At 68.6% G+C, this 14,098-nt stretch carries 12 protein-coding genes; 9 read left to right on the forward strand and 3 right to left on the reverse strand.

The genetic code is table 11. The features are described 5' to 3' along the window. Window positions 1-96: 96 nt before the first annotated feature. The 3 genes from A5730_RS19155 (at window position 97) to A5730_RS19165 (ending at window position 3,168) form a co-directional block, all read left to right on the forward strand. Entirely contained in the window at window positions 97-1,236 is a 1,140-nt protein-coding gene (locus A5730_RS19155) for a thiolase family protein (protein ID WP_067903790.1), read from the forward strand. Next, window positions 1,237-2,115: a methylmalonyl Co-A mutase-associated GTPase MeaB gene (meaB, locus tag A5730_RS19160; protein ID WP_067903793.1), complete on the forward strand. Its 879-nt coding sequence runs from the start codon at window positions 1,237-1,239 to the stop codon at window positions 2,113-2,115. A 159-nt stretch (window positions 2,116-2,274) separates the two neighbouring features. Further along, window positions 2,275-3,168, forward strand: coding sequence for a thiamine pyrophosphate-dependent enzyme (locus tag A5730_RS19165; RefSeq protein ID WP_067904464.1), 894 nt, complete (start codon window positions 2,275-2,277; stop codon window positions 3,166-3,168). Here the strand turns inward: A5730_RS19165 and A5730_RS19170 are convergent. Continuing rightward, window positions 3,161-3,814, reverse strand: a complete 654-nt coding sequence (locus tag A5730_RS19170; RefSeq protein WP_067903796.1) for a response regulator transcription factor — start codon at window positions 3,812-3,814, stop codon at window positions 3,161-3,163. The two genes, A5730_RS19165 and A5730_RS19170, sit on opposite strands and share 8 nt — an antisense overlap. A 105-nt stretch (window positions 3,815-3,919) precedes the next feature. On the opposite strand from A5730_RS19170, the gene A5730_RS19175 reads away from it, so the two are divergent. Further along, on the forward strand, window positions 3,920-5,140 hold the full coding sequence (locus A5730_RS19175) for a sensor histidine kinase (protein WP_067903799.1): 1,221 nt from the start codon (window positions 3,920-3,922) through the stop codon (window positions 5,138-5,140). A 24-nt stretch (window positions 5,141-5,164) separates the two neighbouring features. Here the strand turns inward: A5730_RS19175 and A5730_RS19180 are convergent, their stop codons facing one another. Together A5730_RS19180 and A5730_RS19185 are read right to left on the reverse strand one after the other, a co-directional pair. After that, entirely contained in the window at window positions 5,165-6,781 is a 1,617-nt protein-coding gene (locus A5730_RS19180; protein ID WP_067903802.1) for an FAD-dependent oxidoreductase, read from the reverse strand. Window positions 6,782-6,795: 14 nt separating this feature from the next. Then, a complete protein-coding gene (locus A5730_RS19185) occupies window positions 6,796-7,473 on the reverse strand; it encodes an IclR family transcriptional regulator (protein WP_055401942.1) in 678 nt (225 codons plus the stop codon). Window positions 7,474-7,599: 126 nt separating this feature from the next. On the opposite strand from A5730_RS19185, the gene A5730_RS19190 reads away from it, so the two are divergent. Genes A5730_RS19190 through A5730_RS19210 form a run of 5 tightly spaced genes read left to right on the forward strand, consistent with a single transcriptional unit; the run spans window position 7,600 to window position 14,080 of the window. After that, on the forward strand, window positions 7,600-8,463 hold the full coding sequence (locus A5730_RS19190) for an alpha/beta fold hydrolase (protein WP_067903805.1): 864 nt from the start codon (window positions 7,600-7,602) through the stop codon (window positions 8,461-8,463). Next, window positions 8,463-10,169, forward strand: coding sequence for a bifunctional 3-(3-hydroxy-phenyl)propionate/3-hydroxycinnamic acid hydroxylase (locus tag A5730_RS19195; protein WP_067903808.1), 1,707 nt, complete (start codon window positions 8,463-8,465; stop codon window positions 10,167-10,169). Before A5730_RS19190 ends, A5730_RS19195 begins: the two co-directional genes overlap by 1 nt. Next, window positions 10,117-11,034: a 3-carboxyethylcatechol 2,3-dioxygenase gene (locus A5730_RS19200; RefSeq protein ID WP_067903811.1), complete on the forward strand. Its 918-nt coding sequence runs from the start codon at window positions 10,117-10,119 to the stop codon at window positions 11,032-11,034. Before A5730_RS19195 ends, A5730_RS19200 begins: the two co-directional genes overlap by 53 nt. Then, on the forward strand, window positions 11,031-12,770 hold the full coding sequence (locus tag A5730_RS19205) for an FAD-binding protein (protein WP_067903814.1): 1,740 nt from the start codon (window positions 11,031-11,033) through the stop codon (window positions 12,768-12,770). The genes A5730_RS19200 and A5730_RS19205 overlap by 4 nt, the downstream gene beginning before the upstream one ends. Before the next feature lie 2 nt (window positions 12,771-12,772). Then, window positions 12,773-14,080, forward strand: coding sequence for an LLM class flavin-dependent oxidoreductase (locus tag A5730_RS19210; protein ID WP_067903817.1), 1,308 nt, complete (start codon window positions 12,773-12,775; stop codon window positions 14,078-14,080). The last annotated feature ends 18 nt before the right edge of the window (window positions 14,081-14,098 follow it).

Here is a 14,098-nt window from a genome sequence, read left to right on the forward strand (position 1 = left end):
CTTGCAACGCTGACTCTCAGAATGAGAGAATAGTGTTCTCATAAATCGCGGGGGTCGTCGAACTCCCGCAACGCGCTCGCTGAACGGAGAAGACCCGTGCCTGACGCCGTCATCGTGTCCGCCCTACGCACGCCCATTGGCACTGCCCGCAAGGGCACGCTGCGCGACACCAGCGCCTTCGACCTCGCGCACCACGTGGTCTCCGAAGCCGTCAGGGACTTGGACCCCATGCAGGTCGACGACGTGATCCTCGGGGAGGGGCTGTATGGCGGCGGCGTCATCGCGCGCCACGCGGCCATCACCGCCGGCCTGACCCAGGTGCCCGGCCTGGCGAACAATCGCCACTGCGCGGCCGGCCAGGCGGCGGTGCAGAGCGCGGCGGCGAGCGTGCGTGCCGGCATGGATCAGCTGGTGATCGCCGGAGGGGTCAACTCGGCCTCCACCTCGCCGCGCTCCCGGATCCACGCCGACGGGGAGTGGGTCGACTGGTTTCCCCCGACCCACCCCGACAGCCCCGAGGCGCCCAACCTCGACATGTCGATCACCGTCGGCTGGAACGCCGCCGTCAAGGCCGGCGTGAGTCGCGAGGAGATGGACGCGTGGGCGCTGCGCTCGCACCGCAACGCCATCGCCGCGATCGACGAGGGCCGCTTCAAAGAAGAGATCGTCGGAATCGACACGCCGCACGGGCTGTTCACGGTCGACGAACACCCGCGCCGCGACACCACCATGGAGAAGCTGGCCGCGCTCAAGCCGCTACACCCCGAAATCGAGGGCTTTTCGATCACGGCGGGCAACGCCTGCGGCGCCAACGACGGTGCGGCCGTGCTGACCATCGCGAGCGACGGGCTTGGCCTCCCGGCTCTGGCCACCGTGCGGTCCTGGGCGTCCGTCGGGGTCGACCCGGCGATCACCGGGCTGGCGCCGGTCGAGGCGATCCCGAAAGCCCTTGCGCGCGGCGGGCTTTCGGTCGCCGACGTCGACCTCTTCGAGATCAACGAGGCCTTCGCCGCGATGTGCGTGGCCACCGTCAAGCTGCTCGAGCTCGACCCCGACATGGTCAACGTGAGCGGCAGCGGGTGCTCGTTGGGCCACCCGGTGGCGGCGACGGGAGCCCGGATGCTCGTCACGCTGATTCATGAATTGCGCCGCCGCGGCGGCGGCATCGGGGTCGCGGCCATGTGCGCGGGCGGCGGCATGGGGTCGGCCACCGTCATCGAGGTGCCAGCCCCCTAAATGGACATCGCCGAGCTGATCGAGGGCGCGCGCAAGGGATCTCCGCGCGCGGCGGGTCGGCTCCTTTCCCTGGTCGAGGGCGAACGCCGCGACGAGGTGCTCGCCGGTATCGAACCGTCACCGGTGAACGTCATCGGCATTACCGGGCCGCCGGGCGCGGGCAAGTCCACGACCATCGCCGCCCTCGTCGGCGCCTACCGGGAGCGGGGGGACCGGGTGGCGGTGCTGGCCGTGGACCCGTCGTCACCGTTCAGCGGGGGGGCCCTGCTGGGCGACCGAATCCGAATGGCCGCGCACATCAACGACTCCGACGTGCTGATCCGGTCGGTGGCCACCCGCGGTCACCTCGGGGGCCTGGCCGCCGCGGTCCCCGCGGCCATCCGGCTGCTCGGGGCGATCGGTTACCACGTGGTCCTGCTGGAGACGGTGGGGGTGGGCCAGTCCGAGATCGAGATCGCCGCCGTCGCCGACCCGACCGTCGTCATCCTCAATCCCGGTGCCGGCGACGCGATCCAGGCCGCCAAGGCGGGCGTGCTGGAGGTCGCCGACATCGTCGTCGTCAACAAGGCGGACCGCGACGGCGCCGAACAGACCGTGCGGGATCTGCGCGCCGAGACCGATGCGCCGATCGTGAGTCTCGTCGCCGACCGCGGCGAGGGGATTGCGGAGCTGGTGGCCGCGATCGAAGACCACCACCGCGCCGACAGCCGCGCCCGCCGGCGGGCGCGCGCCCGGGCGCAGATCCTGTCGCTGGCCCAAACCCGGCTGCGGGGCAGGCCGGAGCTCGACCGGCTCGCCCAGACCGTCGTCGACGGTGACCAGGACCCGTACTCGGCGGCCGACCAGCTGCTCTCGCCGACCCCCTGCGACCAGGACTAAGCGCTCTTCGTGTCCCCCGATCGGGGGAACCGGGATTCACCCCGTTCGCGGACCGATCGGCGGAGTTGCGGCCGGGCAAATCTCCCTACCTTGATCTTGTGCCCAACGGCACGATCCGCGATGAGTGAGGAGACCCCGCAGATGGCTCGCAACCCCGAAATGTCGGCCGCAAACGTCGGTGAGCAGCTGGAGCTGTACCGCCGCATGTGGGTCCTGCGACTGCTCGACATGGCGCTCGAAGAGTCGCGCATCGACGGGTTGCTCAACGGACCCATGGTGGCCGCGTTCGGCCAGGAGGCCGTGGCCGTCGGAACCATCGCCGCCCTGCGGCCGGGCGACATCATGAGCACCTCGATCCGCCATTTCGAGCACGCCCAGCGGGTCGGCCACCTCCTGCCCCTGGGGCCGGCCATCGCCGAGATGATCACCCCCCGCCCGGCCGTGGCCGTCGGTCGCAAGGAAAGCCCGTTCGCGACCGAATGGAAGCAGATCTTCGCCGGCGCGGACCCGTTGCGGCAGTCGATCCTGTTCGCCCTTGGTGACGCCTATGCCCAGCAGGTGGCCGGCGAGGGCAACGTCACGCTGTGCGTCATCGGGGATGACGCGGTGAATTCCGCGGAGTTCAAATCGGCCGCCGCCATAGCGTTGTCGTGGCGGCTCCCCGTGGTGTTCGTCGTCGAGAACATCCGCGAGGCATCCGGCGTGCGCCGGGGCCCGCGGGAGCGCCACGGACTACCGGTGCTGTCGGTGGACGGCAAAAACGTTGGAGCCGTGTATGATTCGGTCTCCCAGGCGGCGGATCGCGCGAGCGCCGGCGCCGGACCCAGCATGGTCGAGGCGGTCACCTACCGCACCAACCACCCCTCCGGCGTCGACCCACTGGTTTTCGCCCGACGCGAGCTGACCCGCGCCGGTGTGAGCGCCGGCCACCTCTACGAGGTGGAGCGCCGCGCTCGCCACCTGGTGGCCGAGGCCGCGGCCTTCGCGAACGCGCTGCGGGCGGAGGGGGCGGCGGCCGTCAGCGAGCCGGACCACTGGTCGGCCGCTAGCTGAGCAGTCCTTGCCGCATCGCCTCGGCGACGGCGGCCGCGCGATCGCTGACGCCGAGCTTTTCGTAGAGGCGTTGCACGTGCGTCTTGACCGTCGACGGGGCGACGTACAGTTCGCCGGCGATCGCGGGGATGCTTTGACCACGCGCGATCCGGTTCAGCACCTCGCGTTCTCGCGCGGACAGGACGGGTCCGGTCGGCTCGGCCCGGTGGCGGATCTCCGCGGTGAGGCCCCCGACCAGGGCGGGCGCCACCACGTCGCGGCCCTGCGCGCAGTCGAGGACGGCCTTGACGATCTCGCTGCGGGTCGAGTCCTTCAGCACGAACCCGGCGGCGCCCTGCTGCAGTGCCTGGTACACGATGGCGGGCTCGTCGTGGGCCGAAATCAGCAGCACGCGGGTCGGCAGTTCCTGCTTGCGCACCGCCGCCGCCACCTGGCCGCCGTCCATGCGGGGCATCCGGAAATCGAGCAGGGCGACGTCGGGCCGGTGCTGCTTGATCAATTCCAATGCCGCCGAGCCGTCCTCCGCCTCGGCGACCACATCCACCGAACCGCTCGCCGAGAGCGCACGCACCACGCCCTCACGAAAGAGCGGGTGATCGTCGCCCACAACCACCCGCACCATGTCGGGCGTCGCTGGGCCGGCCATGGCGATGAGTTTAGCCCGCAAAGCGTCGATCAAATTGGAGAAAAGTGCGATGCGTGTCCGGGCGCTTTGCCGTGAGATGACCGCGCGGGTGAGTACGGTGTTCGCGTGGCGGTCGCCAGCGACGCGGAACTGGGCCGGGTGCGCAAGCTTCACCAGCTGCGCTCCTACCGGCTCGCGTCGGTCCTGCGGGTCGGCGTGGTGGGCCTCATGGTGGCCGCGATGCTCAGCGGCACCCGCCGGTCGGAGTGGGCTCAGCAAACTCAGCTGATCGTGGCGTACGCGGTCGTCGCGACGTGCGCGCTGGCGCTGGCCTTCCCGCGCAGCCGGCGATCGCTCGGCCGGGGCCGGCTGGCCCAGGTCGGCCGCCTGGAGCCCTTCACGTTCACCGTCATCGACGTGGTCGTGCTGACGGTCTTCCAGGTTTTGTCCACCAACGGCCTCCATCCCCTCCTCATCATGACGGCGCTGCCGATCCTGATCGGCCTCGACGTCTCGTCCCGGCGGGCGACGGTCGTGCTGATCTTTTCGATGGTGGGTTTCGCGATCGCGGTCCTCGAGGACCCGGAGATGGTCGGCTCGATCGGCGTCACCGAGGCCACGTTTCGGTTCCTGCTGTACGGATTCCTGTGTGTCACCGCGTTTGTGGCCGTTCGGGTCGAGGAGCGGCACACCCGTTCGGTGGCCGGGCTCAGCACGCTGCGCGAGGAGCTGCTCGCTCAGACCATGACCGCGTCCGACGTCGAGCAGCGGCGGATATCGGAATCCATTCACGACGGCCCGCTGCAGGACATCCTGGCGGTGCGTCAGGAACTCGTCGAGTTGGACGCGGCGCTGCCCGGTGATGACCGCGTCGCGCGCGCGATGGCCGGTCTGCAACTGGCCTCGGAGCGACTGCGGCAGGCGACTTTTGAGCTGCATCCGGCCGTCCTCGAGCAGGTCGGCTTGGCGGCCGCGGTTCAGCAACTGGCCACCGTCACCGCGCAACGATCCGGTATCGAGATTCAGACCGACATCGATTACCCGATTCGCAGCGAGATCGACCCGGTGGTCTTCGGTGCCGTGCGCGAACTGCTGTCCAACGTGGTGCAACATTCGCGGGCCGACAGCGCCTCGATCATGCTCGGCATCACCGACGAGACCTGCGTCTTGCATGTAAACGACAACGGCGTGGGGTTCGACGACGAGACGATGGCGCGCCGCCTGGGCGAAGGCCACATCGGAGTCGCTTCCCACCGGGCCCGCATCGAGGCCGCCGGGGGAAGGTTCATCTTCCTCGACGGGCCGGTGGGCACCCACGTTTGCATCGAGCTGCCGATCGCGCGATAGGCCGCCACCCACATTCGCGGCCCGCTACTTCAGGTCGACGGACTTCCCGGTGGCGGCCGCGTGGCCGGCGCGGTAACCGAAAACCATTGCCGGACCCAGTGTCCCGCCCGCACCGCCATAGGCCCGTCCGGTGACGCCCCCCATCGCATTGCCCGCGGCGAACAGCCCGGGTATCGGGTCGCCGCCGACGTGCAGCACGCGCCCGTCGCGATCGGTGCGGGGGCCGCCCTTGGTGCCCATCGCGCCGATGCACACGGGCACCGCATAGTAGGGGGCGGTGTCGATCGGGCCGAGGGTCTTGCCGGCGAGGGTGGTCGCGCTGTCGTCGCCCCAATAGCCGTCGTAGGCACTGGATCCGCGCCCGAAGTCGGGGTCGGCCCCCGCGGCCACGTGGCGGTTCCAGTCCTCGACGGTGCGGATCAAGCCGTTGGCGTCGATGCCCGCCTTGGCGGCCAACTCGGTGAGGTCGGCCGACTCGCAGAACCAGTCCGGAACGGGCTGCCCCGGTTCGACACCCAGGAATCCGTAGCGCTGCAAGTGAATTGCATCGAACACCATCCAGCCGCGGTCGTTGACGTAGCCACCGCGGGGATCGAGGTAGTGGAAGGCGCCGGCCATCGAGTTGTAATCGCATGCCTCGTTGACGAAGCGGCGCCCCGCCGAGTTGACGATGATGCTGCGTGGCCGCGTTCGTTCCAACCGCACGCTGCGACTGCGGGGCTTGCCGTCGATGGTGTCGCCGGGGATCTGCACGATCGGTACCCACCAGGCCTCACCCATGTTCGCCAGGTCGGCGCCGTGTGCCATCGCCATGCGCAGACCGTCCCCGGTGTTGTTTGGCGGAGAGACCGCGCCGTGCATCGGGCCACGCAGAAAGGCCTGCGCCAGAGCGGGATCCCATTCGAAGCCGCCGGTGCCCAGGATGACGCCGTGCCGGGCGCGAACGTTGACGGTGCGTCCCGCAAGGCTGATCCGCACCCCGGTGATTTCTCCGCCCTCGGCGATCAGTTGTTCGGCGCGCGCGCCGGTGTGCGGGGTGACCCCGGCGTCCAGCAGGCCTTTGAGGAGCCCCGCGATCAACGCGGTGCCGGCGACGCAGAGGTGGCTGGTTCGTTCGTCGATCGCCGCGTGCAGACGCGCCCTGGTCTCGGCGTCGAAACCGACGTTGGACCAGTCGGCGGGAAACGACGTGATCCGCGTGGCCCATTCGCCCAACTGCGCGAGATCGAAGGGAGCGGCAGTAAGCGATCGGCCTCCGGTCGGTTGCCCGCCCGGCAACTCGGGCTGATAGTCGGGGAAACCGGTGGCGATCTCGAAGCGCAGGCCGCTGTGTGCCTCGACGAAGTCGAGCATGGCCGGACCGGTGTGCACGAACGTCTCGACCAGCTCGTCGTCCATCGAGCCGAGGGATTGCGCGCGCAGGTATCGCAGCGCGTCGGCGGTCGTCAATTCCCCTTCGGGCGAACGATTATGGGCGGGAATCCACACCACGCCGCCCGACACCGCGGTGGTGCCGCCAACGGTTGGCGCCTTCTCGAAGACCTCCACCGAAGCCCCGGACGCCACCGCGGTGAGGGCGGCGGTAAGCCCGGCGCCACCACTGCCGAGTACGACTACGTCGGCTTGCATGTCCCACGACATGGATCGGTATCCCTTCAGCTCAGCAGTTCGGACAACTGCCTCGCGGCTTTGACGACTGCGTCTTTTCCGCGCATCACCACGTCTTCCCGGTGCGAGATGAGGTTGATGCAGGTTGGCGGGGACGGGGCCGGGCGGCGCACCGCGACGGCGAGGCCGTAGGTGTTCGGCTCGATTTCGCCGTACGTGGTCACCCACCCGCATTCGCGTGCGCGGGTGACCAGGTCCCGTTCCCCCGGACGCGGGGGCATGCTCGCGAGCAAGGCGATTCCGGCGGCGCCGCGGTTCAGGGGGTAGCGGCTGCCTTCGTGAAACGACAGTTGGTAGGCCACGTGGCTGGGCACGATCACCGCGATGGCCACCTGCTGGTCGCCCTCGGCGATGAGCAACGACACCGTGGTGCCGAGCTCGTCGGCCAGCGCACGCAGCGTTGGCAGGCTGAGTTGGCGCACGTTGCGGTCGAATGACGCGCCCAGAACGGCGAGTCCGGCGGCGGGCCGATAGCGCCCGTCCTCTCCCTTGGCCACCAGCCGGAACTCCGCCAGCGTCGTCAGCAGCCGGTAGGCGATCGTGCGATGCACCCCGACTTGGTCGGCGAGCTGCTGCACGGTGAGCCCGGCGGGGGACTCCGCGACCATTTGCAGCGCGGTCAGCCCCCGGGCCAGCGTCTGCGAACCGGTTCCCGAACCCGTCACAGCCTTGACAGACCCAGGCCCGAGAGCGAAGCTCTATATATAACGCACATTAGTGTGCGATATTAGCACACACGATACGTCAAAAACGAGAACGAGATTTCCCCGACTTTGGGCCAGAGAGGGATCGTGGCGGAGTTCGAGAGCATCTGGAGCGATCTTCAGGGCGTCGCGTTTGAGCAGGGCTACCTCCAGGCCGGCGGCGTGCGGACCCGCTACCTGCGGGCCGGCGACCCGGGCAACCCGGTGCTGATGCTGCTGCACGGGTCCGGCGGCCACGCCGAGGCGTACGTGCGCAACCTCGCCGCGCACGCCGAGCACTTCTGGACCTGGTCCATCGACATGCTGGGCCACGGTTACACCGACAAGCCGGGCCACCCGCTGGAGGTCCGCCACTACGTCGAGCACCTGATGGCCGTCCTGCGCACCATCGGCGTCGATCGCGCCGGCATCAGCGGCGAATCGCTGGGCGGCTGGGTGGCGGCCCGCGCCGCGATCGACCATCCCGACGTGGTGGACCGGCTCGTCCTCAACACCGCCGGCGGTTCCCAAGCCGATCCCGTGGTGATGAAGCGGATCATCACCCTGTCGATGGCGGCCGCCGAGGACCCGACGTGGGAGACGGTCCAAGCGCGGATCAAGTGGTTGATGGCGGACAAGTCCAAGGACTACGACGACTTGGTCGCCAGCCGCCAACGCGTCTATCGCCAACCGGGATTCGTCGATGCCATGCGCGACATCATGGCGTTGCAGGACCCCGAGATTCGGGCGCGCAACATCATCGGCCCGGACGAATACGGCGCGATCATCGCGCCGACGCTGGTGCTGTGGACCAGCGACGACCCCACCGCCGACGTCGCCGAGGGTCGCCGCATCGCGTCGATGATCCCGGGCGCGCGCTTCGAGGTGATGCCCGGCTGCGGGCACTGGCCGCAGTACGAGGATCCGAAGACCTTCAATCGTTTACACCTCGACTTCCTGTTGGGGCGGTGATGGTCGAGCGGGCGGGAATCGAGACCGACGTAGTCGTGGTCGGGGCGGGACCGGTCGGCCTGACGTTAGCCAATATCCTTGGCCTGCGCGGCATCCGCACGGTCGTGGTCGAAGAACGCGACACGCTGATCGACTATCCACGTGGGGTGGGGCTCGACGACGAGGCGCTGCGGACGTTCCAGTCGGTGGGGCTGGCCGACCGGGTCGTCCCGCACACGGTGCCCAACCAGATCCTGCGTTTCGTCGACGCCAAGCGCCGCGTGCTCGCCGAAATGGCCCCGCCCGACGCGCGTTTCGGTTGGCCGAAGCGTAACGGCTTCGTCCAACCGCTTGTCGACGCCGAACTGCTGGCCGGCTTGGACCGTTTCGAGCACGTCGACGTGTGGTGGGGACGTCCGATGACGGCATGCCGGGAAGACGCCGACGGCGTGACCGTCGAACTCGGTGGCGGACGCGACCACGAATCGTCCAGCCTACGAACGCGTTACGTGGTCGGCTGCGACGGCGGTCGCAGCATGACCCGCCGCATGATGGGCGTGTCCTTCGACGGGACGACATCCTCGACGCGCTGGCTGGTGGTCGACGTCGCCAACGACCCGCTCGGCCACCCCAACAGCGAGGTCGGCGCCGACCCCGAACGTCCGTACGCCTCGATCTCGATCGCGCACGGAATCCGGCGGTTCGAGTTCATGATTCACGCCGACGAAACCGACGAGCAGGCCGAAGACCCGGCGTTCCTGACCCAGATGCTGGCCCGGATGGTGCCGCACCCGGAGCGCGTCGACGTGATCCGGCGGCGCGTCTATACCCACCACTCGCGGATCGCCGGCGCGTTCCGCAAGGGCCGGCTGCTGCTGGCCGGGGACGCCGCGCACCTGATGCCGGTCTGGCAGGGCCAGGGCTACAACAGCGGAATCCGCGACGCTGCCAATCTCGGTTGGAAGCTCGCCGCGGTCGTGAGCGGCCGGGCCGACGAGAAGCTGCTGGACACCTACGACATCGAGCGGCGCAAGCACGCGCGAGCGATGATCGACCTCTCCACCATGGTGGGTCGAGTGATCTCGCCGACCAACCGCAGGGTGGCCGGCGCGCGCGACCTCCTGGTGCGCTCCGCGTCGATCGTCCCGTCGCTCAAGCGCTATGTCCTGGAGATGCGGTTCAAACCGATGCCCCGTTACGAGCAGGGTGCCGTCGTGCACAGCGCGCCCGGGCGGGCGGATTCACCGGTGGGCACCCTGTTCATCCAGCCACGGGTCGACACCCGCGAGCAGCGGGACGTGTTGCTGGACGACGTAATCGGCGACTGGTTCGCCGTGCTGTGCTGGAACAACAACCCGCGCAAGATACTCGGCGACGTCGCCTTCGCGAACTGGAAAGCGCTGGGCGCGAAGTTCATTGCGCTGCGACCCCTGACCCAGCTGCATTGGACCGGACACGACGATCCCGACGTCGTGATCGTCGGCGACGGTAGCGGTGCCGTCAAATCGTGGTTCGACACCCACCAGGAGTCGGTGTTGTTCCTGCGTCCCGATCGGTGCATCGCCGGCGCCTGCATCGCCCAGCGCGCCCCCGACCTGAGCGCCGCGCTCCTTGCCGCGCTCCCCCTCACCCCGAGAGGGGGTGACACGCAAAGTGGCACTGGCTCTGTGCTGTATGTCGCACAGCCCGCTCCTGAATCTTCCGGGGCCGCCGCAGGACCTGCTTGACGACATCGAAGCCGCGATCGCCGACGCGCGACGGTTCGTCGCCGACTACGACCCCGAACTCGTCGTCATCTTCTCCCCGGACCACTACAACGGGTTCTTCCACAAGATGATGCCGCCCTTCTGTATCGGCACGAGCGCCAACGGGGTTGGGGATTACGGCACCCATGCCGGCCCGCTGCACGTTCCCGAGCAGCTCGCCACCGAGTGCGCGGAAGCCGTGCTCGACGCCGGGGTCGACATCGCGGTTTCGGCCTGCATGGAGGTGGACCACGGCACCGTCCAGCCGCTCGAGAAGCTGTTCGGAGAGGCCACTTCCCGCCCGGTGATACCGATCTTCATCAACGCGATCGGCGTGCCGCTGGGGCCATTACGTCGTTGCCGTGCGCTTGGGACCGCGGTCGGCTCGTATCTGGCCACGTTGGACAAGCGGGTGTTGCTGCTGGGATCCGGCGGCCTTTCACACAGCCCGCCGGTGCCCACGCCGGCCACCGCGCCGCCGCCGGTGCTCGAGCGCATCGTGCACGGCCGGCCGATGACGGCCGAGCAGCGGCAGGCCCGGCAGGCCGCCGTGATCGACGCGGCCAAGCGCTTCGCGGCCGGCGACAGCGACCTGCAGGCGTTGAACCCGGTGTGGGATCAGCGCTTTCTCGAGATCATCGACGGCGGGTGGCTGGACGAACTCGACCAGTGGTCGAACTCGTTCGTCGCCCACGAGGGCGGCAGCTCGGCCCAGGAAATCCGAACCTGGGTCGCGGCGTTCGCGGCGCTGGCCCGCGGCGGGCCCTACGACACCGTCGAGCGCTACTACAAACCGGCCGAAGAACTGATCGCCGGCTTCGCCATCAGAACGGCCGTGCCGAAATGACCGGCGCGGCGGACGGTTTCGACCACGTGGTCGACGTGCTCGTCGTCGGATCGGGCGGCGGAGGGATGACCGCCGCCCTGACGGCCAACGCCGCCGGCCTGGACGCGCTGGTCGTGGAGAAGTCCTCGTACTTCGGTGGTTCCACCGCGCTGTCCGGGGGCGGCATCTGGGTGCCGGGGGCGCCCGCGCAGCGCAGGGAGGGCTACGCGCCGGCACCCGAGGGTGTGGTCGAGTACCTGCGGCGGATCACCGACGGACTCGTCAGCGAGGCGCGGATACGGCAGTACGTCGAATCCGCACCAATGATGCTCGCCTTGCTCGAACGGCTCTCCGGCTGGTGTGAATTCGTCTGGAAGCCCGGTTACGCGGACTACTATCCGGAACTTCCCGGCGGGTCCGAACTCGGCAGCACGATCAACGTGCCGCCCATCGACCTGCGCGCGCTGGGCCCCGACGAGCGGCGCCTCCTGCGACCCCTCGCACTGGCGCCCAAGGGAATCTGGCTGGGACCCAAGGAACTTCGGGCCTTCTACCGGATCCGGCAATCCTGGGCCGGCAAGGGCGTACTGCTCAAGCTGATCGCGCGGATGGTCAGGGCGCGGGTGTTCGGCGAGCGGATGGCCGCCATCGGGCAGTCCCTGGCCGCCCGCCTCAGACTGACCATGACCGAACGTGGCATCCCGCTGTGGCTGGACTCGCCGATGACCGAGTTGCTCACCGACGCCGACGGCGCGGTGACGGGTGCGGCGGTGGAACGAAATGGAATCCAGCAGCGGATCGGCGCGCGCTGCGGCGTCATCCTGGCTTCCGGCGGCTTCGACCACGACCTGGCCTGGCGCAAGGAACTGCTGCCCGTGGTGGACCAGGACTGGAGTTTCGGTAACCCCGCCGCCATGGGAGACGGCATCCGCGCGGCCCAAAAGCTGGGCGCCGCAACCGACCTGCTCGACGAGGCGTGGTGGTTTCCCGCCATCCAATGGCCGGATGGCCGCATGCAATTCATGCTCAACGAACGCATGATGCCGGCACAGTTCATCGTCAACGGCGACGGCAAGCGCTTCATCAACGAGGCGGCGCCCTACATGGATTTTGGCCACGCCATGATCGATGGCCACCAGAGCGGGGTCACCCACATCCCCTGCTGGCTGATCACCGACCACAGGTCGTGGAATCGCTATGTCATCGGCGGGCACCTTCCCATCCCCAAGATCCCGGGTGCGCCGGTGCCCACGGGCCGTAAGGTCCCCCGGGCTTGGCTCGAATCCGGCGTCGTCAAGGCGGCGGGGACGTGGGAGGAGATGGCCGCCGCGATCGGCGTGCCGGCCGCGAATCTGGCCGAAACCGCCCGCCGCTTCAACGAACTCGCCCGCACGGGTCACGACGACGATTTCCGCCGGGGCGACAGCGTCTACGACAACTACTACGGCGATCCGACCCTGCCCAACCCGAACCTGCACCCGCTGGGCGACCCGCCCTACTACGCGTTCCGGATCGTCCTCGGCGACCTCGGCACCTCGGGTGGCCTGCGCACCGACGAATACGCGCGGGTGCTGACCGACGATGACAGCGTGCTGCCCGGGCTGTACGCGGTGGGAAACACCTCCGCGCCGGTGATGGGACGCAGCTACGCCGGGGCGGGCGCCACCATCGGCCCCGCGATGACCTTCGGGTTTGTTGCGGCGAATCACATTGCCGCACATGCAGCCAACCGGACCCTTAATTCTCATAGGAGGTAGCGATGAAAGTATCCCTGTTCTACGAGTTCGCCCTGCCGCGGCCGTGGGCACCCGACGACGAGCACGTCATGATGCAAGAGTGCCTCGACGAGGTGGAGGCCGCGGACAAGGCCGGCTTCTCCACCGTCTGGCTGACCGAGCACCACTTCCTCGAGGAGTACTGCCACTCGACGGCGCCCGAGATATTCCTGGCCGCAGCCAGCCAGCGGACCAAGAACATCCGGCTGGGATTCGGCATCATGCACCTGCCGCCGGTGGTCAATCACCCGGCCCGCGTCGCCGAACGCATCGCCACCCTCGACCTGCTCTCCAACGGCCGAGTCGAATTCGGCACCGGGGAATCCTCCTCAGTGGGTGAACTCGGTGGATTCAACATCGATCCCGCCGACAAGCGGGCCCAATGGGAGGAGGCCCTCGAGGTCTCGATCCGCTGCATGATCGAGGAGCCGTTCACCGGCTTCAACGGTGAGCACGTCCAGATGCCGGCCCGCAACGTCGTTCCCAAGCCGCTGCAGAGGCCGCATCCGCCGGTCTGGGTCGCATGCACGCGGCCGGCCAGCGTGCAGATGGCCGCCCAAAAGGCTATCGGCGCTTTGAGTTTCGCCTACACCGGCCCGGGGCCGCTGACCGAGCGGGTGAACGGCTACTACAAGGAATTCGAAGAGAACGGCGTGCCCGTCACGCCGCGCATCAATCCGAACATCCTGGCCATCGGCGGCGACCTGTCGATGATGGTCGCCAAGACCGACGAGCAGGCGCTGCAACGGCTGGGGCAGGGCGGCGGCTTCTTCTCGTTCGGGATCATGCACTACTACATGACGGGGGTGCACACCCCCGGACGGACCGGCGTGTGGAAGCGGTATCTCGAAGAGGTCGAAAAGGATCCGACGCTGGCGTACGGCCCGGGGCGGGGGGCGATCGGATCGCCCACGACCGTCCGAGAATTCCTGCGCGGCTACGAGGAAAGCGGCGTCGACGAGATCATCCTGCTGCTCAACCCCCGCAGCCACGAGGGCACCATGGAGTCCATCGAGCTGATGGGCAAAGAGGTGCTGCCCGAGTTCATCGAGCGCGACGCGAAGGCGGTGGCCGAGAAGGCCAAGCGGCTCGAGCCCGTCATCGAAAAGGTGGAGGCGCGGCGGCCGGCATCCACGGCACCGCAGTTCGACGAACGGTACTCGTTTGGCGGCCTGCCGACCGGTCGGGGCGGTAAGTTCACCGCAAGCGAGATCCCCGAAGCCATGGCGGAAATAAACGAGGGCCGCGTGCAGGCGGCCCAGCGGTTGAAAGAACAGCAGCAGCAGAAGTGACTCGGTGAAGGTCGCTGA

The sequence above is a fragment of the Mycobacterium sp. ACS4054 genome (assembly GCF_001667275.1).
GTDB lineage: Bacteria > Actinomycetota > Actinomycetes > Mycobacteriales > Mycobacteriaceae > Mycobacterium.

Bases quoted from the DNA above. Each gene is read 5' to 3' on its own strand.
- meaB (WP_067903793.1), top strand. From the start codon at position 1,237: ATGGACATCGCCGAGCTGATCGAGGGCGCGCGCAAGGGATCTCCGCGC.
- A5730_RS19165 (WP_067904464.1), top strand. From the start codon at position 2,275: ATGTCGGCCGCAAACGTCGGTGAGCAGCTGGAGCTGTACCGCCGCATG.
- A5730_RS19170 (WP_067903796.1), bottom strand. From the start codon at position 3,814: ATGGCCGGCCCAGCGACGCCCGACATGGTGCGGGTGGTTGTGGGCGAC.
- A5730_RS19180 (WP_067903802.1), bottom strand. From the start codon at position 6,781: ATGTCGTGGGACATGCAAGCCGACGTAGTCGTACTCGGCAGTGGTGGC.
- A5730_RS19195 (WP_067903808.1), top strand. From the start codon at position 8,463: ATGGTCGAGCGGGCGGGAATCGAGACCGACGTAGTCGTGGTCGGGGCG.
- A5730_RS19200 (WP_067903811.1), top strand. From the start codon at position 10,117: ATGTCGCACAGCCCGCTCCTGAATCTTCCGGGGCCGCCGCAGGACCTG.
- A5730_RS19205 (WP_067903814.1), top strand. From the start codon at position 11,031: ATGACCGGCGCGGCGGACGGTTTCGACCACGTGGTCGACGTGCTCGTC.
- A5730_RS19210 (WP_067903817.1), top strand. From the start codon at position 12,773: ATGAAAGTATCCCTGTTCTACGAGTTCGCCCTGCCGCGGCCGTGGGCA.